Here is a 24,156-nt window from a genome sequence, read left to right as displayed (position 1 = left end):
CTATGAGTGACGATATCCCCCCTAGTACGAACGCCCACAAGAAAGGTTGGTTTGATAGAGTAAGTCAGCTATTTCAGGGCGAACCTCAAAATCGCGAAGATCTAGTCGATGTGATTGATGGTGCCGAGCAGCGCGATTTGATCACCCAAGACACCCGCGAGATGATAAAAGGTGTATTAGACGTTTCTGATATGCGTGTTCGGGATATCATGATCCCAAGAGCTCAAATTGTCGCCCTCCAGATAGACAACTCGGTCGAAGAGTTACTTGCGACTGTGATTGGTTCAGGTCACTCGCGCTTCCCCGTCGTTAACGAAGATAAAGACCATATCGAAGGCATATTGCTTGCCAAAGATTTGATCCCTTACGGTTTCTCCAACAGTGATGAGCCCTTCTCACTGGATCGCGTGATCCGTCCCGCCGTGGTTGTGCCCGAAAGCAAACGCGTCGATGTTCTGCTAAAAGAATTCCGCTCTCAACGCTACCATATGGCGATTGTGGTTGATGAGTACGGCGGTGTATCGGGACTCGTGACTATCGAAGATATTCTTGAAGAAATTGTCGGCGAGATTGAAGACGAATTCGACCATGATAGCACTGAAGAAACCGAGATCCGCAAAGTCGGTAACACGGTTTATATGGTTAAAGCTTTGACGCCAATCGAAGATTTCAACGAAGAATTCAACACTGAATTCAGCGATGAAGAGTTTGATACCGTAGGTGGCTTAGTCTCACACGCCTTTGGCCACCTGCCAGAACGTAACGAGAGCATCATCATTGAAGGCATAGAATTTAAAGTCATCAATGCTGACACTAGGCGTTTAATCCAACTCAGAGTTAAACTCCCCGATCCTAATACTGGCGAAGACGTAGAATAATCACTCGTGCTAAAAAAAATCCGGGCATTTGCCCAACAACAGTCCCAACCTAGTGCTGTGAGACTCGTACTGGCATTTGCCCTTGGCGCCAGTACGGCGCTTTCATTTGCGCCTTATTCCATTTGGATAATCTATCCGTTTGCCATGGCGATTGCCCTCTGGCACAGCCGAACGCTGAGCGCTAAGGCAAGCTTTTACTATTGGTTAAGCTTTGGATTTGGCTGTTTTGCCGTAGGGATCAGCTGGGTTCACGTGAGCATGGATACCTTTGGTGGTATGCCGCTCATTGCCTCCGTTGGGTTAATGGCCTTGTTAGCCTTGTATTTAGCCTTGTATCCAGCGCTAACTGGTTTAGCGCTGGTTTGGTTAACTAAAACGCTGAGCCATGATGGTGAAACTCGGTTTGGTCTTTGGCGTAATCTAGCCCTATTCCCCGCGTTATGGACCTTGACCGAATGGGCTCGTGGCTGGGTAATGACAGGCTTTCCTTGGTTATGGGCGGGTTACTCACAAACTCAAGGGCCGCTAAAACCCCTTGCCAGTATCATAGGCACACTGGGAATAAGTTTTGTATTGGCCATGCTCGCTGGTGCATTAGCGCTTTGTTTTACTAAGCGTTATAAGAGCTTACTGCTTTTACTGCCGCTCAGTCTTCTGGCCGTGTGGGCTGCGCCTAAACTTTGGGACATTCATCCTACGGGTGAAAATGTTAAAGTGGCGCTGGTGCAAGGCAATATTCCCCAAAGCATGAAGTGGGAACCCGATGCCCTGTGGCCGACACTGTTAAAATACATGGATTTATCCCGCGAACATCTGGATGCCGATATCATTATTTGGCCAGAAGCGGCAATTCCAGCGCCAGAATCTATGGTGCAGGACTTTTTAGATAACGCCAATAAAGTCGCCAATCTAAACCATACCTCAATTATCACTGGCATTATTAGCCATCAAAACAATGAGTTCTATAATTCATTGATTGTGCTTGGTAATCATAATCAGAAACAACAAGCAGGCCCAGACTATGAGGGCGATGGTAGCAATCAATTTAAGAAACACCATCTGTTGCCAATTGGCGAGTTTGTCCCCTTTGAAGCGCTGCTGCGCCCGATAGCACCTTTCTTTAATTTGCCCATGTCGTCCTTTACGCGAGGCGAATATCAACAGCCGAACCTCAGCGCCCTAGGCCATAAAATCGCGCCAGCGATTTGTTATGAAATAGCCTTTCCGGAACAGTTGCGCGACAACGTTAATCAAGGGACAGATATACTATTAACTGTCTCTAACGATGCATGGTTTGGTAGCTCAAATGGGCCATTACAGCATATGGAGATCGCTCAAATGCGCGCGGTTGAATTGGGTCGGCCTCTATTACGCTCAACCAACAATGGCGTGACAGCCATAGTCGATGAGCATGGCAATATCACAGCGTCATTACCGCAGTTTGAAATAGGCGTGCTAAGTGCAACTATTCCATTAGTCACAGGACAAACTTGGTTTGCAAAATTAGGCCAAATGCCCCTACTGATACTCTGTGGTTTAATCGTTCTACTCGGTCTTGCCCGACGTTTTAAAGCGCAATAGGATTGAGGCCATGCATTACCAAGTCAATAAACAAGATGTGGCAGGTTTTACCTTAATTGAACTTGTCGTTGTGATTATTGTGCTTGGGATCTTGGCTGTGATCGCCGCGCCTAGATTTATCGGTTTAAGTAAAGAAGCGCGGGTACAAACCTTAAACCAAGTACAGGCCGGCGTTAAAACAGCCAATATGCTAGCTTACTCAAAAACCCAAATGCCTAGCCTACTGAGCCAAGCGGTAGCTGGGCGCGATGATATTATTGATATCGACCTCAATGGTGATGGCACGCCAGATACACGATTAAAATGGGGTTACCTCGATAATACTGATGTGGAAAAATGGATCACCTCAGATGATAAACTTATCATTCAATATCAAGGCATTGATATCACTTATATAGGTTACGATCTTAACAACAATTCCTTAGTGAATGATGACCAATGCTATTTCCGCTACACCCAAGCCAGCGATGCCAACACTGCGCCACAATATGATATCAACACCCAAGGTTGTTAGGCTGACACTCAGTTGACCTGTGTTATCCCGCAATTGTCTGCGAATACATTAGGCTGATTGCGCGTTCCACGTTAAGGTGAACGATTAGACGTGGCCTTATACCAATCACAGTAACTGTGTCTGCATAGCCAATATGATTGGTACCATTACCTCGTTCCTTAACCAAGGTACACAGTCAAGGCAACTCTATGGCACAGCTTCGCGTGCGCTACCAAACCCACGAATTTGGGGATCTCGACATTCATGTCAGAACCCTAAGAAATAACCAAGAATTTGAAGACATAGATGGCGAAGCTGAAAAGCTCGGTATTTCCTCCGCTACTTGGCCATTATTTGGCATAGTTTGGCCGTCTAGCCAAGTGCTATCCCATCATATGGCCGATTATCAAATTGATAATAAACGCATTCTTGAGGTTGGCTGCGGTATAGGGCTGGCAAGTCTAGTGCTAAACCACAGACATGCCGACATCACAGCAACCGACTATCACCCCGAGTCGGAAAATTTCCTTAAGCAAAATGTCGATTTAAATCATGGTCGTGCGATTCCGTTTGTACGAACAGGATGGGCAGATGCACAAACTAATTTAGGTTTATTTGACCTCATTATTGGCAGCGATCTCTTGTACGAACAAGAACATGCCGATCTCTTATCACAATTTATTGAGCAGCATGCTAAACCAATTTGTGATGTAGTCTTAGTCGATCCCGGTCGTGGTAATCATGCAAAATTCAGCAAACGTATGGTGACCTTAGGTTACGAACATACACAACATAAACCCATTCACACTGAATTTTTATTAGCGCCCTTTGGCGGTCAAATCCTCAGCTATTCTCGTACCAACAGTTGATACAACACTAATTAGTGCATGTTTTCATGCCGCGACATAATGCAGATATGAGCCATTTAGGTCTAATAGAACTCAAAAAAAAAACGACGCTGAGGCGTCGTTTTAGCTGCATAACATCATCACCTTGATTAAGGCGTTAGCGGCTCGCGGGTAAATTCTTCATGATCACACTCTGGACAATCTGGGATAGGACTTGGAAATTCAATACTCATTTCATTGCCACAGTTAGTGCACACCATGATGCCCTGATTCACTATGTCACCACTTTTGTAGTAGCCCTGGTGCTTAAAATCTTGCGTTAACTCATGCCATTCTACTTGGCTGCGGTCGGTGATTTCACTGAGCCAATGCCAAAGCGTATTCTCTAAAGTAATCACGGTTGGGCTATGACTCAAACTATCCGCGTTCTGCTCACGGAGAAAACTCGTAATATCACGCTTTAAGAATTGTTCGACTAAAGCGAGTTCATCTTCCCCAGCCTGTTCTTTAAGACGTAAATACTCCTTACCTTGAGTGACAGAATTGAATAAGTTCTTTACAGTCATAGTGTTATCTTCTTCAAATTGAGATTTCACTTCGGTAATTAAGGCTTGATACAGTCCTAGTAACGCGTTACTTCTATCATTCATAACCAATACTCCTTCATACGAACCTTTTTAATGCATCGCTTCTAGTTTATTCTATGCAGATCTTACTCGCGCTGATATGGCGTTAGATCCAATAATAGGCGGCACTGCCGGAAATAGAGTGATGCAAGAGCAATATAATCCCTCAGAAATTGAAGCCTTAGTGCAAAAGCACTGGCATGACAACAAAACCTTCGAAGTCACTGAAGACGCAAACAAAGAAAAGTTTTATTGCCTTTCGATGTTTCCGTACCCTTCTGGCAGACTCCACATGGGACACGTACGCAACTATACCATAGGTGACGTAGTTGCACGCTTTCAACGTCTTCAAGGCAAAAACGTGCTCCAGCCTATTGGTTGGGACTCATTTGGTTTGCCCGCAGAAAATGCCGCGATTAACAACAAGACTGCGCCTGCGCCATGGACCTATGAAAACATAGAATACATGAAGAACCAGCTGAAATTACTGGGTTTTGGTTACGATTGGAGCCGTGAAATCGCCACTTGTACCCCTGAATATTATCGCTGGGAACAATGGTTCTTCACTAAGTTGTACGAGAAAGGCCTAGTCTATAAAAAGACAGCTTCAGTCAACTGGTGTCCAAACGATGAAACCGTACTGGCGAACGAGCAAGTTCAAGACGGTTGCTGCTGGCGCTGTGATACCCCTGTGGAACAAAAAGAAATTCCACAGTGGTTTATTAAGATCACTGCCTATGCAGAAGAATTGTTAAACGATATCGATACCTTAGATGGCTGGCCTGAACAGGTTAAGACCATGCAGCGCAACTGGATTGGTCGCAGCGAAGGTGTGGAAATGACCTTCGGCGTCGCAGGTCACGATAAAACCTTCGATATCTATACCACACGTCCAGATACCTTAATGGGCGTAACCTATGTGGCGATTGCCGCAGGTCATCCATTAGCTGAAATCGCCGCGCAAACGAATCCTGAGCTTGCCGCCTTTATCGATGAGTGCAAAAACAGCACAACATCAGAAGCCGAACTCGCGACAATGGAAAAACGCGGTGTCGCTACAGGGCTTTTCGCCATTCATCCTATCACTGGTAAGCAAGTCCCGATTTGGGCAGCTAACTTTGTGTTGATGAACTATGGCACAGGCGCTGTGATGTCAGTTCCAGGCCACGACCAACGTGACTTTGAATTTGCAAAAAAATATGGTCTAGCAATTGAGGCTGTGATCAAGCCAGTTGATGGCGACGTCGACATTAGCGAAGCCGCTTATACCGAAAAAGGCGTACTGTTTAACTCGGGTGAGTTTGACGGTTTAGACTTTGAAGCGGGCTTTAATGCCATCGCTAATAAGTTAGTCGCCGAAGGTAAAGGCAAGCGCCAAGTCAACTATCGTCTGCGCGATTGGGGTGTTTCACGTCAGCGTTACTGGGGCGCGCCAATTCCTATGGTGACCTTAGCCGACGGCACTGTGATCCCAACACCTGCAGATCAACTGCCAGTATTACTGCCAGAAGATGTAGTAATGGACGGTATTCAAAGCCCAATCAAGGCCGATAAAGAATGGGCAAAAACCCAAGTTAATGGCCAAGATGCGCTGCGCGAAACCGATACCTTCGATACCTTTATGGAATCCTCTTGGTATTACGCCCGTTACTGCAGCCCGCATGCAGACGAAATGTTAGACCCCGCTAAAGCCAACTACTGGCTACCTGTGGATCAATACATTGGCGGTATCGAACACGCTTGTATGCATTTGTTATATTTCCGCTTCTTCCATAAGTTGCTGCGGGATGCGGGTCTGGTTAACTCTAACGAGCCAGCCAAACAACTGCTGACCCAAGGCATGGTGTTGGCCGATGCTTTCTACTATATCAACGAAAAAGGCGCCCGTGTATGGGTTTCTCCTTTAGATGTAGCGACCACAGAAAAAGACGACAAGGGCCGTATTACTAAGGCTATCGACAAAGACGGCAACGAGCTGGTTTATACCGGCATGTGCAAGATGTCTAAGTCGAAAAACAATGGTATCGATCCTCAAGTCATGGTCGAAAAATACGGCGCAGATACGGTTCGCCTATTTATGATGTTCGCCTCACCACCAGAATTAACTCTGGAATGGCAAGAGTCTGGCGTTGAAGGCGCACACCGCTTCATTAAACGTCTGTGGAAGCTTGCAAGCGAGTATATCGCCCAAGACAATAGCGAAGCCTTAGATGTCAGCAAGTTAACAAGCGAGCAAAAAGCGCTGCGCCGTGAAGTCCACAAGACTATCGCGAAAGTGACCGACGATATCGGCCGCCGTCAAATGTTCAACACTGCGGTTGCCGCCGTGATGGAACTGATGAACCATCTGCAAAAAGCACCACAAACCACAGGCCAAGACAACGCCATTATCGGCGAAGCCTTATCCGCCATCGTACGTTTGCTGTACCCTATCATTCCGCATGTGAGCTTTAACCTGTGGAACGAGTTAGGCAATGCTAGCAACATCGAAGACAGCCAATGGCCAGTCGTTGATGAAGCTGCGCTAGTTGAAGACAGCAAGCTCATCGTTGTGCAAGTCAACGGTAAAGTTCGCGCAAAAATCACAGTGGCCGCCGACGCTGATAAAGAATCAGTAGAAGCCTTAGGCATGAGTGATGAACACGTGATCAAATACCTAGACGGTCTGACAGTACGTAAAGTGATCTATGTGCCGGGCAAACTGCTCAGCATAGTGGCCAATTAACGGCTGCTAATAACTCGCTATACTCAAAGCCAATGAAGTTGCAGCATAGCTGCAACTTCAAGCCTGTAGGGTATACCACGAATAGGAAACCGCGAAATCTATGCTAATCAAACGCATATGCTTCGCAATCATGGCACTGGTCATAATGACCAGTGCTGGTTGCGGTTTTAAGCTTCAACGCAGTTATCAGATCCCTGATGCCCTCAATCATTTGAGTTTGAGCAGCGTGGATGAATACAGTGAACTCACCCGTCTGGTGCGTGAACGCCTGCGCTTGAACAATATCCAAATTGTCGACGCCGCAGATAATGTTCCAGTATTAAGATTAATCACCGACTCCCTTGAACGCTCGACCTTATCTTTGTACCCCACAGGTAACGTCGCCGAGTATGAGCTGATTTATTTAGTCGAATTTGCTGTGGCACTGCCAGGTAAAGAAGCGCAGCCTTTCAAGGTTGAAATTCGCCGCGACTACTTAGACGATCCACGTACCGCATTGGCAAAGAGCCGTGAAATGGAATTGCTGACGAAGGAAATGCGCATCCAAGCTGCCGATCGTATTCTGCAAGCAATGGCCAGTACTGAGGTGAATTAATGCGGGGCTATCATTAAATGAGAGTCTATCCAGACCAACTCTCCCGCCACCTTAACCAGTTATTTCCTTGTTATCTGATTTTTGGGGATGATCCTTGGTTGATTGAAACCACCAAAGATCAGATCCGCCAATTCGCCAAGCGTCATGGATTCGATGAAAAAGTCCAACTCATTCAAGAGACGGGCTTTAATTGGAACGATCTGACTCAGGAATGGCAGGCCATGAGCCTGTTTTCCAGTAAACGCTTGATTGAGCTAACCCTTCCCCAAGCTAAGCCCGGTGCCGAAGGCTCAAACACACTGCAAGCCCTATTGCAGACGCCCAATCCCGATATGCTGTTGATTATCGAAGGGCCAAAGCTCGCCACAGAGCAAACCAACAGTAAATGGTTTAAGACCTTAGATGCCCATGGCATGTATCTGCCCTGCGCTACGCCAGAGGGCGAGCAGTTTATGCGCTGGCTCGATGGCCGCATCAAGCACTTTAAGCTCAATCTGCAGCCTGATGCCCGTGCTATGCTGCATTCTCTGTATGAAGGGAATTTACTAGCTGCCGATCAAGCCATGCAGTTGCTGCAACTCCTGAGCCCAACAAAACCCGTCAGTGCCGACGAACTGGGCCACTATTTTGAAGATCAGTCGCGCTTCACCGTATTCCAACTCACGGATGCATTGCTGAATAATAAACAGGATAGCGCGCAGCACATGCTAGCCCAGCTCAATGGCGAAGGCACTGCCTTACCTATCCTGCTGTGGGCCTTGTTTAAAGAACTCGGTTTGTTATTCAATTTGAAATGCGAGCAAGCCCAAGGCGTTGCGCTAAGTGCACTCTGGGGTAAACATCGAATTTGGGATAAACGTAAACCACTGTATCAAGCGGCACTGCAACGACTCAGCCTTGAACAACTCGAACATATGCTCGCCCTCGCCTCGAAACTTGAGCTCAACTTAAAGCAACAGGGGAAAGAGGATTGGACTGGTCTGAGCCACCTGTGTCTGTTATTTGATCCTAGAGCCCATCGGCACTTGGCGCATATAGCCATAGACTAATCATTGATTAACCAAAGGCTTGATATGCGTATTGGTATTTTAGGCGGCACTTTCGACCCGATACACTATGGTCATATCCGTCCCGCAATTGAAGTGAAGCAAGCATTAGCCTTGGATAAAATCCTGCTGATGCCGAACCATATTCCGCCCCATAAACAGCAGCCGAACTTAACCACAACACAGCGCCTCAAAATGGTAGCTGATGTCTGTCAGCAACTCGACGGATTTGCACTGTGCGACATCGAAGCTAAACGCGACACGCCTTCCTACACAGTTGTGACGCTTGAGCAACTGAAAGCCTTACATCCGGAAGACGAGCTGTTTTTTATCATGGGGATGGACTCTTTCCTCCAATTAAAAAGCTGGTATGAGTGGCAACGCCTATTCGACTTTGCCCATCTCGTTGTCTGCCAGCGCCCGGGTTGGCAGCTCGATGCAGAACATCCTATGCAGCAGATATTGACGGCCCGCAGTCAAGCGCCCCAAGGGACAGACGAAGGTCGTACTAGCTGTGTCCATAAAAACTGTGGGCAGATTTTCCCTGTAGCGATTACACCACAGGATATTTCCTCGACGCTCATTCGTGAACAACTGGCAAAAGGCGAAATGCCCGCCGATTTACTCATGCCCGTCACGCTAGATTACATCAAAAATCAACGACTTTACTTACCTTAGCTCGAACCGTAAGCAGATATCGCCAACTCAACTGCCAATGACAATGTATTCCCAGCAGCAACACTGGTATACTACCGCGCTATTTAAAATTAATGAGGTACGCCAGCGTGCAGAGCGCGGAATTAAAACAGTTTGTTGTCGACAAGATCGACGACTTGAAAGCCAGAGACGTTGTTGTTCTGGATGTCAGCAAGCAATCTAACATCACTGACTACATGGTCATATGTTCAGGTACATCAAAGACTCACGTTAAAGCTATCGCCGAAAACCTTGTGGTTGAAGCGAAAAAAGCCGGTATTCCACCTTTAGGTGTTGAAGGCCGCGAAAGCAGCGAATGGGTTCTTGTGGACATGGGCGATGTGATCCTGCACGTTATGCAAGATCAAACCCGTGATTTCTACCAGCTTGAAAAGCTCTGGTCAGAAAAGCAAGACTGATGAAGTTACAGCTCATCGCAGTAGGAACACGGATGCCCGATTGGGTTACCCGTGGTTTCGAAGAATACCAGCGCCGTTTTCCCCGTGATATGGCGCTGGAGCTTATCGAAATACCCGCTGGAAAGCGGGGGAAAAATGCCGACATTGTCCGGATACTTCAAAAAGAAGGCGAACAAATGTTGGCGGCCATTCCCAAAGGCAATCATATTGTTAGCTTAGATCTCCCCGGCAAAAACTGGACGACCCCCGAGCTAGCAACCGCACTGACTAAATGGCAACTCGATGGTCGCGACGTCAGTTTACTGATTGGTGGACCTGAAGGATTAGCACCAGCTTGCAAAGAAGCGGCAAACCAAAGTTGGTGTCTATCGGCATTAACCTTACCTCACCCACTCGTACGGGTGGTGGTTGCCGAAAGTTTGTACCGCGCGTGGAGCGTGAACACGAATCACCCCTACCATAGAGAATAGCGGGATCTTGATGTTAACGAGTGTCAACCACCCGTCATGGGATCAGCCGGAGATAGCATAAGTGTCGCCAAAAAAGCGGATAACAATGCATGATCACGCCGCCGAGGCGTCTCTTTTTAAGCGCAGGGCGCTTTTCACTTTTTTTTGCGTTTTCGCTCTATTTTGCGTATTAGTCACCAACCTTTATCATTTACAGGTTGAATCCTATAAAGATTATGCAACTCGCTCAAATGATAATCGCATCCGTGTTGTTCCAATTGCCCCTAGTCGTGGTCTCATTTACGATCGCAACGGCATACTTTTAGCTGAAAATTTACCCTTTTATTCCCTCGATCTCGTACCCGAAAAAATCAGTAACATGTCAGAGACCTTAGATGAACTCGGCAAGTTAATTGAGATCAGCGATGACGAGCGCGAAACCTTTACTGACGCCCTGAAATTTCATCGCCGTTTCAAACCGCTAACACTGAAAAACCAGCTCACCGAAGAACAAGTGGCCATTTTTAGTGTTAACCAACACAGATTTCCGGGTATTTCGGTCGAAGCGGGTCTTAAACGTAACTATCCCTACGGCGCGCAAATCACTCATGTGCTGGGCTATGTAGGCAAAATTAACACCCGAGATCGCGCCCAACTTGAACGCAGCGATCTGTGGAAAAACTATGCGGCAACCAAAGACATTGGTAAGCAAGGCATTGAAAAATTTTATGAATCTTTGCTGCATGGTAAACCCGGACACTTAGAAGAAGAAGTGAACAACCGCGGCCGCGCCATTCGCACCTTAAAAATTGTTCCGCCAGAGCCGGGGCAAGATATTTACCTCACCTTAGATCTCAAGCTGCAACAAAAAGCGGTGGAACTACTCACAGGTCTGCGTGGTTCTATTGTTGCCATCGATCCCCGTGACGGTGGAGTATTAGCTATGGTATCGAGCCCAAGCTATGATCCAAACCAGTTTGTACAAGGCATTAATAGTAAAGATTACAGTGCGTTACTCAATGATAAATCCCGTCCTTTGATCAATCGCGCGACTCAAGGTCAATATGCACCTGCGTCTACCATCAAGCCTCACCTCGCACTGTTAGGCCTTGATGAGAAAGCCATTAGCGAGAGTACCCGAGTGTGGGATCCCGGTTTTTGGCAAATACCTGGTGTTGAACGTAAATACCGCGACTGGAAACGCTGGGGGCATGGCTGGGTCAACGTTTATAGCGCGATTGTAGAATCCTGCGATACCTTTTTCTATGAGTTAGCCTATAAGGTCGGTGTCGATCATATCGCCCGCTTTATGGAACAATTTGGCTTTGGCCAAAATACAGGGATTGATATCTTTGAAGAATCGGCTGGCAATATGCCATCCAAGGAATGGAAACGCTTAAAGTACAATCAAGCTTGGTATATAGGCGACACCATTTCCGTCGGTATTGGCCAAGGTTATTGGACGGCAACGCCATTACAACTCGCTAATGCCGTTGGGATTATGGCCAACAAAGGCCGCCGTCTCCCGCCACATCTGCTGAGATCCATTAAAGACAATACTGCCAAAATTGACTCACCGATTAATGAGTTACCGCCAATTGAACTTAAAAATCCCCGTAACTGGAACATCATCAACGAAGCTATGCGCCAAACTGCAAATAAGTCACGCTTTACCGATGCCACTTACACTGCCGCAATGAAAACCGGTACTGCACAGGTCATTGGCGTGGCGGAAAATACGAAATACGATGCCAGTAAAATTGCCGAACATTTCCGCGATAATGCTTTAGTTGTGGCCTATGCGCCCTTCGAGGATCCTAAAATCGTCCTCGCCGTCGTGATGGAAAACGCAGGTTGGGGCGGCGCAAATGCTGGCCCAGTCGCTCGAGCTATGCTCGATGAATATATGCTTAGAGATACTTGGAAACCCATACCATGAGTACCCATAGCCAATATCAAAACATCTGGCAACGCTTGCACATAGACTTGCCATTATTGCTCGGACTATTAGCTGTGATGGGCTTTGGCCTGTTTGTCATCTATTCTGCCAGCGGTGCAGATTTAGAGATGATGGAACGACAACTATTCCGTATGGTGTTGTCGCTAGGCATCATGTTTACCATGGCACAAATCAATCCTGAAGCGCTTAAACGTTGGGCATTACCCATTTATCTTGCGGGGGTTGTCTTGCTGCTTGGGGTACACTTTTTTGGTGAAATCAATAAAGGCGCGCAGCGCTGGTTGAACTTAGGCTTTATGGAGTTCCAACCCTCAGAGCTTATTAAACTCGCCTTCCCCATCACAATGGCTTGGTATATCAGTAAGTTCCCTCTTCCCCCCAAGAAACGTTACCTCGCTGGCGCAGGAGTGATTTTACTCGTACCAACCCTATTGATCGCTAAACAACCCGACTTAGGCACCTCAATTTTGGTGGCTGCATCGGGGATTTTTGTGCTGTTTTTATCGGGTATGAGCTGGATCATTGTTGGCAGCTTTATCGCAGCAGTACTCGCCTTCCTGCCTATCCTTTGGTATTTCTTGATGCACGATTACCAAAGAACGCGGGTATTAACCTTGCTCGATCCAGAGCAAGATCCCCTCGGCGCGGGTTATCACATTATCCAGTCGAAAATCGCTATCGGCTCAGGTGGACTTTGGGGCAAAGGTTGGCTCGAAGGCACTCAATCACAGCTTGAGTTTATTCCCGAGCGCCATACCGACTTTATCTTTGCGGTGATCGGTGAAGAATTTGGTTTAATTGGCAGTATCTTACTGTTAATTATGTACCTTTACATCATAGGGCGTGGGTTAGTCATCGCCTCCCGCGCACAAACCAGTTTCGCTCGTCTACTGGCTGGCAGTATCACGCTGACGTTTTTCGTTTATGTTTTTGTGAATATTGGCATGGTTTCAGGTATCCTGCCCGTGGTAGGTGTACCACTGCCCCTTGTCAGTTATGGTGGAACCTCCATGCTGACATTGATGACAGGGTTTGGCATTCTTATGAGCATTCATACCCATAGACGTTTCGTAGATAGATAATTTTAGGGACTTTTTTATGCCTACTCTCCGAGCTTATTTGGCTCCACTCGGTTTACTGTGTTTAAGTTCATGCTTAGTCGCATGCACTACGGTAAATGAACCGACACCCGCGCAGGCACCCGCTTCAAGCACCCCAGTGGCTCCCGCAGTGAATAAAGTACTAGTACCCGCAACTCCCGCTGAGCTCAAAGAAGAGTTTATCCAAGCTCAAGTAAAACAAGGTTTTACTCGGACAGAAGTGCTCGCTTTTCTAGACAAAGCAAAATACAACCAAGGGGTTATCGATGCGATGACCCGTCCATGGGAAGCAAAACCTTGGCATGTGTATTACCCGATTTTTTTAACAGAAAAACGTCTTGATGCTGGGCTCGCTTTTTGGAAAAAACACGAGAAAACCATTGCTAAAGCGGCGGCTAAGTACCAAGTCGACCCACAGATTATCGTTGCCATTATTGGGATTGAAACCTTTTACGGCCAGTTCACAGGTAATTACCCTGTAATTGATTCCCTCTATACCTTAGGTTTTCACTATCCGCCTCGCGCCACCTTTTTCCGCAAGGAATTTGGTGAGTTGATGAAATTAGTCAAAGAAGAGCACTTAGATATCAATACCCTCAAAGGCTCCTATGCGGGTGCCATGGGTTATGGACAGTTTATTCCCTCAAGTTACCGCCATTACGCCGTCGATTTCGATAACAGTGGTAACCGCGATTTATTGCAAAGCCCAGAGGATGCGATTGGCAGTGTCGCCAATTATTTCCATGAACACGGTTGGCAAGCCAATGCACCCGTTGCTTTGCCGCTGGTCAATAGCAGCCAAACAGCGCCAAAAGCGAAAGTATGGGCAGGCGAAAAGCTCAATTATAAAGTCGCCAATATTCTAACGCCAGCCTTGTCATTGGCTGATGCGAGGGACTTGGATGTCTCGCAAAAAGCCTTACTCATTAAACTGGAACAAGCCGATCACGATGATTATTGGCTTGGCTTAAACAATTTTTATGTAATCACTCGCTATAATCGCAGTCCTTTGTATTCAATGGCCGTTTATCAATTTAGCCAACAATTAAAGGAACAACATGCCGCTAAAAAATAATCTTTTACAGCTTGTCGTTTTGGTTGCGTGCTTCACACTTGTTGCGTGTTCTTCGAGCCCAAACCAAGCTAGCTCCAGCACAAACAAAAAAAATATGGACCCCAACAAGGGGCGCTATTCGCTAAAGAATGACAAGCTGCCACTCAATCCACCCAATGTGGATCATGTGCCAAATGCCACGCCTAAGTACGAGCCCTATAGTCGCCGCGGTAACAAGCCCTATACGGTTTACGGCGAGTCTTACACTGTGATGAACACAGGCCAAGGTTTTAGTGAAACGGGCCGTGCCTCATGGTACGGTGAAAAATTTCATGGCTATGAGACATCCAATGGCGAACCCTATGACATGTATTCCATGTCAGGTGCCCATAAAACGCTGCCACTGCCAAGTTATGCTCGGATCACTAACTTAGATAACAATAAGCAAGTGATCATTCGTATCAACGATCGCGGGCCATTCCACTCAGACCGTATTCTCGACGTCTCCTACGCCGCCGCCTATAAACTCGGCATGCTCGGCAAAGGAACCGCGCGGATCAAACTCGATGTGGTGTATGTCGGCAGTGTCGCGGCCACTAATTCGGCTATTGCCAGCGCGCAAGATACAGGTAATCATTACATTCAGTTAGTCGCATCGAAAGATAAAGCCAAACTCAATACCATGGCGAAAAATCTGGAGCGAAAATATCAGGTAAAGACCCGTGTACAAGCCGCAAACAATATGTTTAGACTACAGCTCGGTCCCATAGGCCAACCTGAATTAGCAGACAAACTGCTCAATAACGTCCAGCAAAATGGCTTTCCTGAGGGCTATATAGTCCATGAGTAATGACTGTTTGCTCGGACCTGAATTGATTTAAAAATAGAGATGAAGGAACCTTCACTAAAACCCACAGTCAGAAAGTGGTACACTGTTGGAGATCTTCTCGAATCCTTTCCATTTAATACAACCAAAAGACGTGCCAAGTTAATGATGAATTTTGTAAAAAGTCCCATTAAAACATTGCTGCTAATTTCCAGTGTGTCTCTCCCCGTTTATGCTGCGCAGCCTATTATTACACCTGATGCACCAGCAGTGGCCGCCAAGGCTTTCGTCTTGATGGATTATAATTCGGGCCAGATTATCGCTGAGAGTAACGCTTATGAAAGCCTTAACCCAGCCAGCCTAACTAAAATGATGACCAGCTATGTCATAGGTCAAGAAATCAAAGCGGGCAATGTCTCGGTCGATGATGATGTGACTATCAGTAAAAATGCCTGGTCTAAAAACTTCTCTGACTCCTCGAAGATGTTCATTGAAGTCGGAACTACCGTTAAAGTCGGGGATTTAAACCGCGGTATCATCATCCAATCGGGTAACGATGCGTGTGTGGCTATGGCAGAGCATATCGCTGGCACCGAAGGCGCCTTCGTTGACATGATGAACTCATGGACAAAACAGCTGGGTATGCGTGATAGCTACTTCGAAAACTCCCATGGCTTAGACTCAGAAAACCACAAAACAACTGCCTATGATATGGCATTGTTAGGTGCAGCCTTAATCCGCGACGTTCCTGAAGAATACCGCATCTATAGCGAAAAATTTTATACCTTCAACGGTATCAAACAATATAACCGTAATGGTTTGTTGTGGGATAACAGCATGAGCGTAGACGGTATCAAGACAGGCCACACCTCTGGGGCAGGTTACAACTTAGTAGCATCTGCAACCAAAGACGGCATGCGTTTGATTTCTGTGGTTCTGGGTACTCAAAGTGAATCAGCCCGTAAAGCTGAAAGTAAAAAGTTACTGACCTATGGCTTCCGTTTCTTTGAAACTGTCACGCCTTACAAAGCGGGTGATAGCTTCACAACCCAACAGATATGGTACGGTGACAAGAGCACTGTTGATTTAGGCGTCGCAACTGATACACCTATTACAATCAGCCGTGGCCGCGGTAAAGACTTGAAAGCAAACTTCGAATTGACTAAGCCATTAGATGCACCGTTGAAAAAAGGTGAAACTGTAGGCCGTCTATTCTTCCAACTTGATGGTAAAGACATTGCCCAGTTCCCACTGGTGACGTTGCAAGAAGTCAACGAAGGTAGCTGGTTTAGTAAATTAGTCGATTACTTTAAACAGATGTTTTCTGGATGGTTTAGCTAAGCTAAGTCCCATAAATAAAGCCACCTTAGGGTGGCTTTATTTTTTGGGGAGTGCATCGCCCTTGAATCGGGTATAATCGCCACCATATATCCCAATATAGCCGCTAAGAGTACTGAGTATGTTAGACACTAAATTTGATGAACTGATGGATTTTCCCTGCGCATTTCCTTTTAAGGTCGTCGGTGAAGCCCACGAAACGCTAACTGACAAAGTCGTGGCTGTGGTACAAAAACATGCACCGGGTGATTATTCACCTTCGACAAAAACGTCGAGCAAAGGTAGCTATCACTCCATTACTATCCGCGTGACAGTGACAAGCAAAGACCATATCGAAATTTTGTACACTGAACTTGCCGCTATCGAAGGCGTACGCCGCGTACTATAAATATTCCTCAAGGCCATGAAATGTGATCTGTCTTACATTTATGACCAAGAGGCGTATAATAGCGCCACTCAATTCTAAGGGGAGAGGTTGCCCTTGCAAGACACGACTTTGCACATTCGGCATCTTGGAAAACAAGATTACGAATCAGTGTGGCATGCTATGCAGCATTACACTGACACGCGTAATAGTGAGAGCCCAGATGAGCTGTGGATAGTAGAACACCCACCCGTGTTTACCCAAGGCCAAGCTGGTAAAAGCGAGCATATTTTGAATGCTGGCGATATTCCTGTGATCCAAGTGGACCGTGGTGGCCAAGTCACTTACCACGGCCCTGGACAACTAGTGGTATATCCTCTTCTCGACATAAAACGTAGTAAAGTCGGCGTGCGTCAACTCGTTACTCATATAGAGCAAAGCATTGTCGATATGCTCGCCAAGTACGACATTAACGCTTATGCCAAGGCCGATGCGCCGGGTGTATATGTGGATGAACGTAAAATTGCCTCCCTCGGATTACGCATTCGTAAAGGCTGTTCATTCCATGGATTAGCCCTTAATGTCGATATGGATTTAGCACCATTTCGCCGCATCAACCCTTGTGGTTATGCCGGTCTTGAAATGGTGCAATGCAAAGCACTTGGCGGACCACAAACCGTGATTGAAGCGGGCGAGCAACTTACTATTACTTTTAGCCAATTACTGGGCTATCAACACCTAGTTCATCATCAAGGATTAGCAGCGTCATGAATAGGCCTGAACGTTTACAACCCGGAGTAAAACTAAGAGATGCCGATAAAGTGTCTCGTATTCCGGTCAAAATCGTCCCATCAGAGCGCGACACTATGTTGCGTAAACCCGATTGGTTACGGGTTAAACTGCCGGCATCGAATCAACGCATTTTAGACATCAAGCAAGCGCTGCGTAAAAATGGCCTGCACTCTGTCTGTGAAGAAGCCTCTTGCCCTAACCTCGCGGAATGCTTCAACCACGGCACAGCAACCTTTATGATTTTGGGTGCGATTTGTACTCGTCGTTGCCCATTCTGCGACGTGGCCCATGGTCGTCCGCTTAAGCCTGATGCTGAAGAGCCAGTTAAATTGGCGCAAACTATCCGCGATATGAAGCTGAAATATGTGGTGATTACCTCTGTAGATCGTGACGATTTACGTGATGGTGGCGCCCAGCATTTTGCCGATTGTATTCGTGAGATCCGCAAACTAAATCCTGACATCAAGATCGAAACCTTAGTGCCTGATTTCCGTGGTCGTATCGATGCTGCCTTAGATATTTTATCGACTGAGCCGCCTGATGTGTTTAACCACAACTTAGAAACGGCGCCCATGCATTATCGTAAAGCGCGCCCAGGTGCGAATTACCAATGGTCGCTCGATCTGCTAAAACGCTTTAAAGAACGTCATCCCAATGTGCCCACTAAATCAGGCCTGATGATGGGACTGGGTGAAACCAACGAAGAGATCGCTCAAGTACTGCGTGATCTGCGAGAACATAAAGTTGAAATGCTGACCTTAGGCCAATACCTACAGCCGTCTAAGTTCCATTTGCCGGTTGAACGTTATGTGCCACCAGCAGAGTTTGACGAGCTTAAAGCCTTAGCCGATGAGTTAGGTTTTACCCATGCAGCCTGTGGCCCATTAGTGCGCTCAAGCTACCATGCAGACTTGCAGGCCCAAGGTAAAGAAGTGAAATAACCTTCTTGCTTAGATGCAGAGCTCAAGTGATGTAGAGTTCAGGGTTATTCCAATAGAAAAACAGCGCTTAGGCGCTGTTTTTTATTGGCTGTTTTTATGACAGTTGTTTATGGCTGTTATTTATGAAAAATGGTTCGTATAGCTGTCGTTTTACGACATGAATGCTAATGCTCGACTCATTCTTGGGTTATCGCTAAATCCATCAAGATAGCATCTTCTTTACCGCCCTCTATCGGGTAGTAACCTTTGCGATGTCCCGATTCAATAAAGCCAGCCTTTTGATATAAAGCACGGGCGGCGAGATTAGACTCTCGCACTTCTAACATAAGCACCACAGCGCCCGATACTTTGGCCGATGCCATCACAGCCTTGAGTAATAACTTACCGTAACCTTTGCCCTGCTGACTCGGTAATAGGCAAATATCCAATAAAGTCACTTCATCGATAATTTGCTGCACTATCGCAAACCCTAAGAGTCCTTCGATGTGATAAGTATCTGAATCCGAAGCGACGTCAATATTTGCCTCAGTATTTGCATCTACCTCTAAGTGAGCACTCAGCTTTAAACCTAGGACACGGTACAAGTGACCAAAACAATCGGCAAGATTCCCCTCGCTCATGGGATGGCTATGGGCCAAGGATTCAAGCTGCGCCATTTGGGGAACATCTTCAAGCGTGAGAGCCACAAGCTCAACAGGCAAACCTGCTGTCAATTGTGCTGCGAATGGTGTTGTGAATAGACTATCTACTGGTGGGATGTTCAACGCCGGTATTCCAAAGTATTGGTTATTAATGTATTTACGAGTAAAGCTTAAGACTTGCTTGGAGCTTGGCCGCTAACTTGGTCGCGCCATTGGTAAATCTGCTGCCAGAGCGCGCTTTTAGCCTGCCAACCCACCAATAAATCAGCCAACGGCTCAGACACTAACCATGCGGTACGTGGCCTGACTTTGTGACGTCGCAGATCCCAAACGATCTGTTTACCCGTATGGGGCTCACAGTCAAAATCACATTCGTCCCGCTTTATGTTGATAAGCGTTAGCACAGCGTCAATAAGCGGCTCTGCTTCTGGTAACTCACCATTTTCATCCCAAATCACTAAATAAGGTTTCACCTTAGTGTCGCGCACTCGCCAAGTTGTCACATTCATGGCGGTTAAATAGGCTGATTTATTCATTAGGGTCAGTTTTATTCAATTAAAGTATCGACTCACAATATGCCGCTAGGATAGCAGTTCTGCCATGGCATTGTTACTGCGGCACGGCGAAAGGAGATGATATCTGGCTTTATCGCTTACGAGATTTAACACTCGAAAGTTCAATCGAATTTATAGATTTACAAAATCTAATTTACTCATTTTACATTTAATATCAGAAGATTAGACTAAACACACTCAGTAAGACAATAGAAGGAAAACGCCATGATTAACATAGGTATCAATCAAGCTCACAGAGAAGAAATCGCCGCAGGGCTAAACCAACTATTGGCCGACAGCTACAGTCTTTACCTTAAGACCCATAGCTTTCACTGGAACGTTACTGGCCCAATGTTCACTAGCTTACACTTGCTATTTGAACAGCAGTATACCGAACTTGCCCTTGCGGTCGACCTTATCGCAGAGCGTGTACGTGCATTAGGCGCCAGAGCACTCGGCTCATATTCAGCCTATGCCGCGCTAACTGAGATAAAAGAAGATCAAGGTGTCACTCAAGCCGAAACCATGATCCGCGAACTATTAAGCGATCAGGAGCTAGTGATCCGCAATGCCAGAGCCTTGTATCCGCTGGTGAATCAAGCGAATGATGAAGCGACTGCGGACTTACTCACCCAGCGCATCCAACTGCATGAGAAAAACGCTTGGATGTTACGCAGCTTACTCGCAGAATAATCGCTAAATAGATTATTGCTCTGACCAAAGCAAAAAGTCGCCAAGTAAACACTTGGCGACTTTTGCCTTTAAAGCTTGATCAAACAGAATAGATTAGAGGTACTTAATCCAAGCCTGAGTGCTGTGCTTTTTATACTCGCTAAATCGCTTAACGGGATAATATAATGCGATGGCTAACACGCCCGCAATGAACCAAACCCATCCTATATTGCTCACGCCAAAGTACTCACCATGGTTTGCGCCAAAGATGAATTTCGCTAAAGTATAAAGCAGTAACAGCACGTACAAATGTAAGATATAGAAAAACATAGGGACTGAGCCAAACACAGACAACCCATGGCCCACTCGCGCTAATCTCCCACCCACTTTCCCACTTGATGCAAAATACCGCTCAAAGGCCACTAAGCAAAAGAACATGCCGCCTAAGGTCACCAGTAAAAAGCTTAATGATGGCGGGTATTTCGTTAAATTGAATACCGACATCAAGGTTTCACCCAAATCTGCTCCCGACTGCCAAGGCAAGGTTTCGCCATAAAGGTTAAACCCACGTAGTACCGCAAAAAGTACCCAACAGCTGATCCCTAAAAACAACAGCTTTTGCTGGCGAGCCGATGCATCAAGATGGCTTCCGTTCGGTTTATTACTAAAAAGTGGCCCTGCAACATAACCCAGTAAAATCACCCCAATCCAAGGCAGCACGGGATAACTCACCTTAACCCTAAGCGCACCTTCGCTGACGAGATAACCGCGGTCGTGCAATATGGTCCACAGACCGTAAGCCCACTCATTGGGCTGAAAACTAATTGGCGTCAACAGATTATGGCCAAAAACAATCGCAAATCCTAAAAGGGCCATCCAAGGTCTAGGCAGGTTTATCAGCGCAGCGAGCGCTAACATACTCAGGCCAATCACCCAAATCACCTGTAACCAGAGGGTGTAATAGCTGACCATCCAAGAGAGGTTAGAGACGTTAATCACTAAAATTTCCAGCGCGATTAAAAAAAGCCCGCGTTTAATCAAAAACATACGTGCTGAACGTGGCTCGCCATGGCTACGATTGGCATAAAGCCATGCAGAAACCCCGGTTAAGAACACAAAGACCGGCGCACAAAAATGGGCGGCAAAGCGACTCACAAAAAGCCCCCAAGAGGTCGAACTCAAATCCATAGGATCGCTCACCTGCATGTGAAAGAAAAACCGCTCCCGCACATGGTCGAGTAACATGATAAGCATCACGGCGCCGCGCATCATATCGATACTATTAATCCGGGTGCGGCCAATAGAACGACCCAGTTCTTGCTCGGCAAAACCTGAAGATAACGCTGGGTTAGCACTGATATTAGAATTCATAGCTGACACTCACTTTAATGCTACGTGGCTCACCCGGCACGGCCCAAAGAGCGGAATAGCTACTCGCGATGTAATGTTCATCCAGTAAGTTATCCAGATTCACTCCAAGGCTTAAGTTGTCGCTTAAGTGGGTGTTCATAAACAACCCAAGTAACTGATAAGAAGGCAATTGAAAACTAGGATCGGCAGAATCGCCGAGGCGCGAATCCACATAACGCCAGCTAAGCCCTAGATGACCATCAATAGAAAGCCTATTCAAATCCTGTTTCAGAATCACACTCGCGGTATGCTTTGGCACATTCACCAGTGGACTGCCTGCAGGAATGAGCACGCCCCAATCAGGATTCAAGCTGTCATTGGCGGTACGGGTATTAAGATAGGCATAGGATAATTTTGCTTGTAAATCCTCCGTCAGTTCGGCGGCTAAATCGAGTTCAACCCCGCTACTTTTAGCTTTACCTAAGGTGGCAGAAAAACCAACATTGATAGGATCTGAGGTCAAGATATTGCTCTTTTGCGCATCGAACACGGCTAAACTACCGTTTATCGGAAGATCGTTTAACCAAGTACCATTAAACTTCATCCCCAGTTCAACCGACTGACTCTCTTCCGCTTCGAAGGGCTTACCCGCAAAGTCAGTTCCAGAAAGCGGTAAAAAGCCTTCAGAATAAGAGCTATAGAAACTTAAGGCATCGGACCATAAATACACCAGACCCACCTTGGGGCTGACTCGACTATCGGTTTGCTCTGACAGAGTATCTTTCGCGACTTCACTGATATCTTGCTGATAACTATCGAACCTTAGCCCGAGGTGCAGCTTCCACTTTTCAGTTAAATCCATTTGATCTTGCAGATAGGTCCCCCACGCCTTTTGAGTCTCGTTATTCTCATACAACAAACTCACCTCTGGCTGAGGCCCACCGTATTGAGGGGTATAGATATCGATGGCGTATTCACCTTTTTTGCCCCGATAACGATACAGTCCCGTCTTCAAATTGTAGTGATAGGCATCGGCACCGAGCAGCAAATTATGACGAATAAAACCCGTATCCACATGACCACTTAACTCTAGACGCAGCGAATTGTCCTCAGAGGCGTAGTCACGATATCTGTGCTGCCTAGTCAGCGTGCGACCATCATCAAATAGCGATTGCCGCCCCTTTACTAACTCAGCATCAGACGAATAACCCTTCAAGCTAGAGTCTCGGTAGTTATAGCCAGCAGTTAATGACCAATCATCATTTAATTCATAGTCATAGGTCAGCTGATGCCCTGTGGCATTCACCTCCGTTGCGCCATCATTAGGCTCACCTAAATAACGCGAGCGGGGTACGGTATTAATATCGTTATTGAGCACAATAATACCGCGATCGAATAGCTGTTCCTGCTTGAGGTATTCCATTTCATACAGCAAGGAAGCTTTTTCGGAAATCTGCCAACGCATAGACGGCGTAACGATTTTTTTATCGCTAAACACATAATCACGAAAACTATCGTGTTCCTGCCAAGCGCCATTAATCCGAAATGCCAAGTTATCGGTTAAACCTGAGGTCACATCACCTTCTAACCGATATTGGTCGAAACTCCCAGCCGATGCTTTTAAATAACCACTGGTTTCATATTGGGGTTTCTTAGTGACGATATTAACTGTGCCACCGGGTTCCGAGCGGCCATAAAGTGCCGAACCTGGGCCTTTTAAAATCTCGACATAGGCAACGTTTGATAAATCTCTATGACCACTAAAACCTCGGCCACCATTAAAGCCATTGATTAAATACCCCGATGGCATGTTTTCATTGCCCGGAAAGCCGCGTAGGGAAAAACTATCCCATAAACCACCGCCATTGTTTTGCCGCGCCACACTCGCGGAATAGTCCAGTACATCTTGAAACCGCGTCAGCCCCGCATCTTTTATCAATTGCTCGTCTAACACACTGATCGCTTGGGGAAGTTCAGTTGAGGACACATTGCCACGATAGGCTTGGCGATAGTGGATACTTAAACGTTCAATGTCAGTGTCAAGCACTGCGTCACTCACAGTATCAATAGCTTGTGAACTCGATTGACTGCTTTCTGCGGCCAACAACATTGAAATAGGATTGAGCACAAACAAGGCGCCCAGCAATAGCGCAGTGCGCTTAGGGACATAAAAAGAAGTCATTTTCACTCCGGAAACAAACAGCATCG

24 protein-coding genes are annotated in these 24,156 nt (G+C 46.5%); 19 read left to right on the top strand and 5 right to left on the bottom strand.

Annotated features, from left to right (window positions below):
• Positions 1–2: 2 nt before the first annotated feature.
• From corC to KO531_RS11015, 4 genes are all read left to right on the top strand, one after another.
• Entirely contained in the window at positions 3–878 is an 876-nt protein-coding gene (gene corC, locus KO531_RS11030) for a CNNM family magnesium/cobalt transport protein CorC (RefSeq protein ID WP_006082742.1), read from the top strand.
• Positions 879–884: 6 nt separating this feature from the next.
• Entirely contained in the window at positions 885–2,459 is a 1,575-nt protein-coding gene (gene lnt / locus KO531_RS11025; protein WP_219251195.1) for an apolipoprotein N-acyltransferase, read from the top strand.
• Positions 2,460–2,469: 10 nt separating this feature from the next.
• On the top strand, positions 2,470–2,973 hold the full coding sequence (locus KO531_RS11020) for a type II secretion system protein (RefSeq protein WP_219251194.1): 504 nt from the start codon (positions 2,470–2,472) through the stop codon (positions 2,971–2,973).
• 188 nt (positions 2,974–3,161) lie between these two features.
• On the top strand, positions 3,162–3,821 hold the full coding sequence (locus KO531_RS11015) for a methyltransferase domain-containing protein (protein ID WP_131523229.1): 660 nt from the start codon (positions 3,162–3,164) through the stop codon (positions 3,819–3,821).
• 128 nt (positions 3,822–3,949) lie between these two features.
• Here the strand turns inward: KO531_RS11015 and KO531_RS11010 are convergent, their stop codons facing one another.
• On the bottom strand, positions 3,950–4,450 hold the full coding sequence (locus KO531_RS11010) for a zinc ribbon-containing protein (RefSeq protein WP_219251193.1): 501 nt from the start codon (positions 4,448–4,450) through the stop codon (positions 3,950–3,952).
• Between the two features lie 121 nt (positions 4,451–4,571).
• On the opposite strand from KO531_RS11010, the gene leuS reads away from it, so the two are divergent.
• The 14 genes from leuS (at position 4,572) to lipA (ending at position 18,731) form a co-directional block, all read left to right on the top strand.
• A complete protein-coding gene (gene leuS / locus KO531_RS11005; protein WP_219251192.1) occupies positions 4,572–7,151 on the top strand; it encodes a leucine--tRNA ligase in 2,580 nt (859 codons plus the stop codon).
• Between the two features lie 100 nt (positions 7,152–7,251).
• Positions 7,252–7,746, top strand: a complete 495-nt coding sequence (gene lptE / locus KO531_RS11000) for an LPS assembly lipoprotein LptE (protein WP_219251191.1) — start codon at positions 7,252–7,254, stop codon at positions 7,744–7,746.
• Between the two features lie 17 nt (positions 7,747–7,763).
• The gene (gene holA / locus KO531_RS10995) at positions 7,764–8,795 is read left to right on the top strand and encodes a DNA polymerase III subunit delta (RefSeq protein ID WP_198573615.1); all 1,032 of its coding nucleotides are present in this window, start codon (positions 7,764–7,766) and stop codon (positions 8,793–8,795) included.
• 24 nt (positions 8,796–8,819) lie between these two features.
• Positions 8,820–9,470: a nicotinate-nucleotide adenylyltransferase gene (gene nadD / locus KO531_RS10990; RefSeq protein WP_219251190.1), complete on the top strand. Its 651-nt coding sequence runs from the start codon at positions 8,820–8,822 to the stop codon at positions 9,468–9,470.
• Positions 9,471–9,577: 107 nt separating this feature from the next.
• Positions 9,578–9,907 carry a ribosome silencing factor gene (rsfS, locus tag KO531_RS10985; protein WP_006082751.1) on the top strand — a complete coding sequence of 110 codons (330 nt, stop codon included), beginning with the start codon at positions 9,578–9,580 and terminating at the stop codon, positions 9,905–9,907.
• A complete protein-coding gene (gene rlmH, locus KO531_RS10980; RefSeq protein WP_006082752.1) occupies positions 9,907–10,377 on the top strand; it encodes a 23S rRNA (pseudouridine(1915)-N(3))-methyltransferase RlmH in 471 nt (156 codons plus the stop codon). The genes rsfS and rlmH overlap by 1 nt, the downstream gene beginning before the upstream one ends.
• Before the next feature lie 61 nt (positions 10,378–10,438).
• Positions 10,439–12,295 carry a penicillin-binding protein 2 gene (gene mrdA, locus KO531_RS10975; protein ID WP_131523225.1) on the top strand — a complete coding sequence of 619 codons (1,857 nt, stop codon included), beginning with the start codon at positions 10,439–10,441 and terminating at the stop codon, positions 12,293–12,295.
• Positions 12,292–13,398, top strand: a complete 1,107-nt coding sequence (gene rodA / locus KO531_RS10970; protein ID WP_028761480.1) for a rod shape-determining protein RodA — start codon at positions 12,292–12,294, stop codon at positions 13,396–13,398. Before mrdA ends, rodA begins: the two co-directional genes overlap by 4 nt.
• Positions 13,399–13,414: 16 nt before the next feature.
• Positions 13,415–14,491, top strand: a complete 1,077-nt coding sequence (mltB, locus tag KO531_RS10965) for a lytic murein transglycosylase B (RefSeq protein WP_219251189.1) — start codon at positions 13,415–13,417, stop codon at positions 14,489–14,491.
• On the top strand, positions 14,475–15,320 hold the full coding sequence (locus KO531_RS10960) for a septal ring lytic transglycosylase RlpA family protein (RefSeq protein ID WP_219251188.1): 846 nt from the start codon (positions 14,475–14,477) through the stop codon (positions 15,318–15,320). Before mltB ends, KO531_RS10960 begins: the two co-directional genes overlap by 17 nt.
• 141 nt (positions 15,321–15,461) lie before the next feature.
• On the top strand, positions 15,462–16,637 hold the full coding sequence (locus KO531_RS10955) for a serine hydrolase (protein ID WP_028761483.1): 1,176 nt from the start codon (positions 15,462–15,464) through the stop codon (positions 16,635–16,637).
• Positions 16,638–16,755: 118 nt separating this feature from the next.
• On the top strand, positions 16,756–17,022 hold the full coding sequence (gene ybeD, locus KO531_RS10950; protein ID WP_006082758.1) for a DUF493 family protein YbeD: 267 nt from the start codon (positions 16,756–16,758) through the stop codon (positions 17,020–17,022).
• 93 nt (positions 17,023–17,115) lie between these two features.
• The gene (gene lipB, locus KO531_RS10945) at positions 17,116–17,769 is read left to right on the top strand and encodes a lipoyl(octanoyl) transferase LipB (RefSeq protein WP_028761484.1); all 654 of its coding nucleotides are present in this window, start codon (positions 17,116–17,118) and stop codon (positions 17,767–17,769) included.
• Entirely contained in the window at positions 17,766–18,731 is a 966-nt protein-coding gene (gene lipA, locus KO531_RS10940; RefSeq protein ID WP_028761485.1) for a lipoyl synthase, read from the top strand. The genes lipB and lipA overlap by 4 nt, the downstream gene beginning before the upstream one ends.
• Before the next feature lie 176 nt (positions 18,732–18,907).
• Here the strand turns inward: lipA and rimI are convergent, their stop codons facing one another.
• A complete protein-coding gene (rimI, locus tag KO531_RS10935; RefSeq protein ID WP_251068927.1) occupies positions 18,908–19,387 on the bottom strand; it encodes a ribosomal protein S18-alanine N-acetyltransferase in 480 nt (159 codons plus the stop codon).
• Between the two features lie 155 nt (positions 19,388–19,542).
• Positions 19,543–19,908 (bottom strand): hypothetical protein, encoded by a 366-nt coding sequence (locus KO531_RS10930; RefSeq protein WP_219251186.1) that lies wholly within the window; start codon positions 19,906–19,908, stop codon positions 19,543–19,545.
• A 243-nt stretch (positions 19,909–20,151) separates the two neighbouring features.
• Here KO531_RS10930 and dpsA point away from each other — a divergent pair, with 243 nt between their 5' ends.
• Positions 20,152–20,619 (top strand): DNA starvation/stationary phase protection protein DpsA, encoded by a 468-nt coding sequence (gene dpsA / locus KO531_RS10925; protein WP_028761488.1) that lies wholly within the window; start codon positions 20,152–20,154, stop codon positions 20,617–20,619.
• 93 nt (positions 20,620–20,712) lie between these two features.
• Here dpsA and KO531_RS10920 read toward each other — a convergent pair whose 3' ends face one another.
• Positions 20,713–21,969, bottom strand: a complete 1,257-nt coding sequence (locus tag KO531_RS10920) for a heparan-alpha-glucosaminide N-acetyltransferase domain-containing protein (RefSeq protein WP_219251185.1) — start codon at positions 21,967–21,969, stop codon at positions 20,713–20,715.
• Positions 21,959–24,130: a TonB-dependent siderophore receptor gene (locus tag KO531_RS10915; RefSeq protein ID WP_219251184.1), complete on the bottom strand. Its 2,172-nt coding sequence runs from the start codon at positions 24,128–24,130 to the stop codon at positions 21,959–21,961. Before KO531_RS10915 ends, KO531_RS10920 begins: the two co-directional genes overlap by 11 nt.
• Positions 24,131–24,156 lie beyond the last annotated feature (26 nt).

It is taken from the genome of Shewanella sp. NKUCC06_TVS (genome assembly GCF_019345515.1).
Taxonomy (GTDB): domain Bacteria; phylum Pseudomonadota; class Gammaproteobacteria; order Enterobacterales; family Shewanellaceae; genus Shewanella; species Shewanella oncorhynchi.
The sequence above is the reverse complement of the archived record's forward strand: the minus strand, read 5'-3'. Positions and strand labels throughout refer to the sequence as shown.

Bases quoted from the DNA above. Each gene is read 5' to 3' on its own strand.
- KO531_RS10915 (WP_219251184.1), bottom strand. From the start codon at position 24,130: ATGACTTCTTTTTATGTCCCTAAGCGCACTGCGCTATTGCTGGGCGCC.
- KO531_RS11020 (WP_219251194.1), top strand. From the start codon at position 2,470: ATGCATTACCAAGTCAATAAACAAGATGTGGCAGGTTTTACCTTAATT.
- KO531_RS10960 (WP_219251188.1), top strand. From the start codon at position 14,475: ATGCCGCTAAAAAATAATCTTTTACAGCTTGTCGTTTTGGTTGCGTGC.
- corC (WP_006082742.1), top strand. From the start codon at position 3: ATGAGTGACGATATCCCCCCTAGTACGAACGCCCACAAGAAAGGTTGG.
- rimI (WP_251068927.1), bottom strand. From the start codon at position 19,387: ATGGCGCAGCTTGAATCCTTGGCCCATAGCCATCCCATGAGCGAGGGG.
- KO531_RS10955 (WP_028761483.1), top strand. From the start codon at position 15,462: ATGATGAATTTTGTAAAAAGTCCCATTAAAACATTGCTGCTAATTTCC.
- holA (WP_198573615.1), top strand. From the start codon at position 7,764: ATGAGAGTCTATCCAGACCAACTCTCCCGCCACCTTAACCAGTTATTT.
- lipA (WP_028761485.1), top strand. From the start codon at position 17,766: ATGAATAGGCCTGAACGTTTACAACCCGGAGTAAAACTAAGAGATGCC.
- mltB (WP_219251189.1), top strand. From the start codon at position 13,415: ATGCCTACTCTCCGAGCTTATTTGGCTCCACTCGGTTTACTGTGTTTA.
- dpsA (WP_028761488.1), top strand. From the start codon at position 20,152: ATGATTAACATAGGTATCAATCAAGCTCACAGAGAAGAAATCGCCGCA.
- lptE (WP_219251191.1), top strand. From the start codon at position 7,252: ATGCTAATCAAACGCATATGCTTCGCAATCATGGCACTGGTCATAATG.
- KO531_RS11015 (WP_131523229.1), top strand. From the start codon at position 3,162: ATGGCACAGCTTCGCGTGCGCTACCAAACCCACGAATTTGGGGATCTC.
- ybeD (WP_006082758.1), top strand. From the start codon at position 16,756: ATGTTAGACACTAAATTTGATGAACTGATGGATTTTCCCTGCGCATTT.
- KO531_RS10930 (WP_219251186.1), bottom strand. From the start codon at position 19,908: ATGAATAAATCAGCCTATTTAACCGCCATGAATGTGACAACTTGGCGA.
- rlmH (WP_006082752.1), top strand. From the start codon at position 9,907: ATGAAGTTACAGCTCATCGCAGTAGGAACACGGATGCCCGATTGGGTT.
- nadD (WP_219251190.1), top strand. From the start codon at position 8,820: ATGCGTATTGGTATTTTAGGCGGCACTTTCGACCCGATACACTATGGT.
- leuS (WP_219251192.1), top strand. From the start codon at position 4,572: ATGCAAGAGCAATATAATCCCTCAGAAATTGAAGCCTTAGTGCAAAAG.
- KO531_RS11010 (WP_219251193.1), bottom strand. From the start codon at position 4,450: ATGAATGATAGAAGTAACGCGTTACTAGGACTGTATCAAGCCTTAATT.
- KO531_RS10920 (WP_219251185.1), bottom strand. From the start codon at position 21,969: ATGAATTCTAATATCAGTGCTAACCCAGCGTTATCTTCAGGTTTTGCC.
- rodA (WP_028761480.1), top strand. From the start codon at position 12,292: ATGAGTACCCATAGCCAATATCAAAACATCTGGCAACGCTTGCACATA.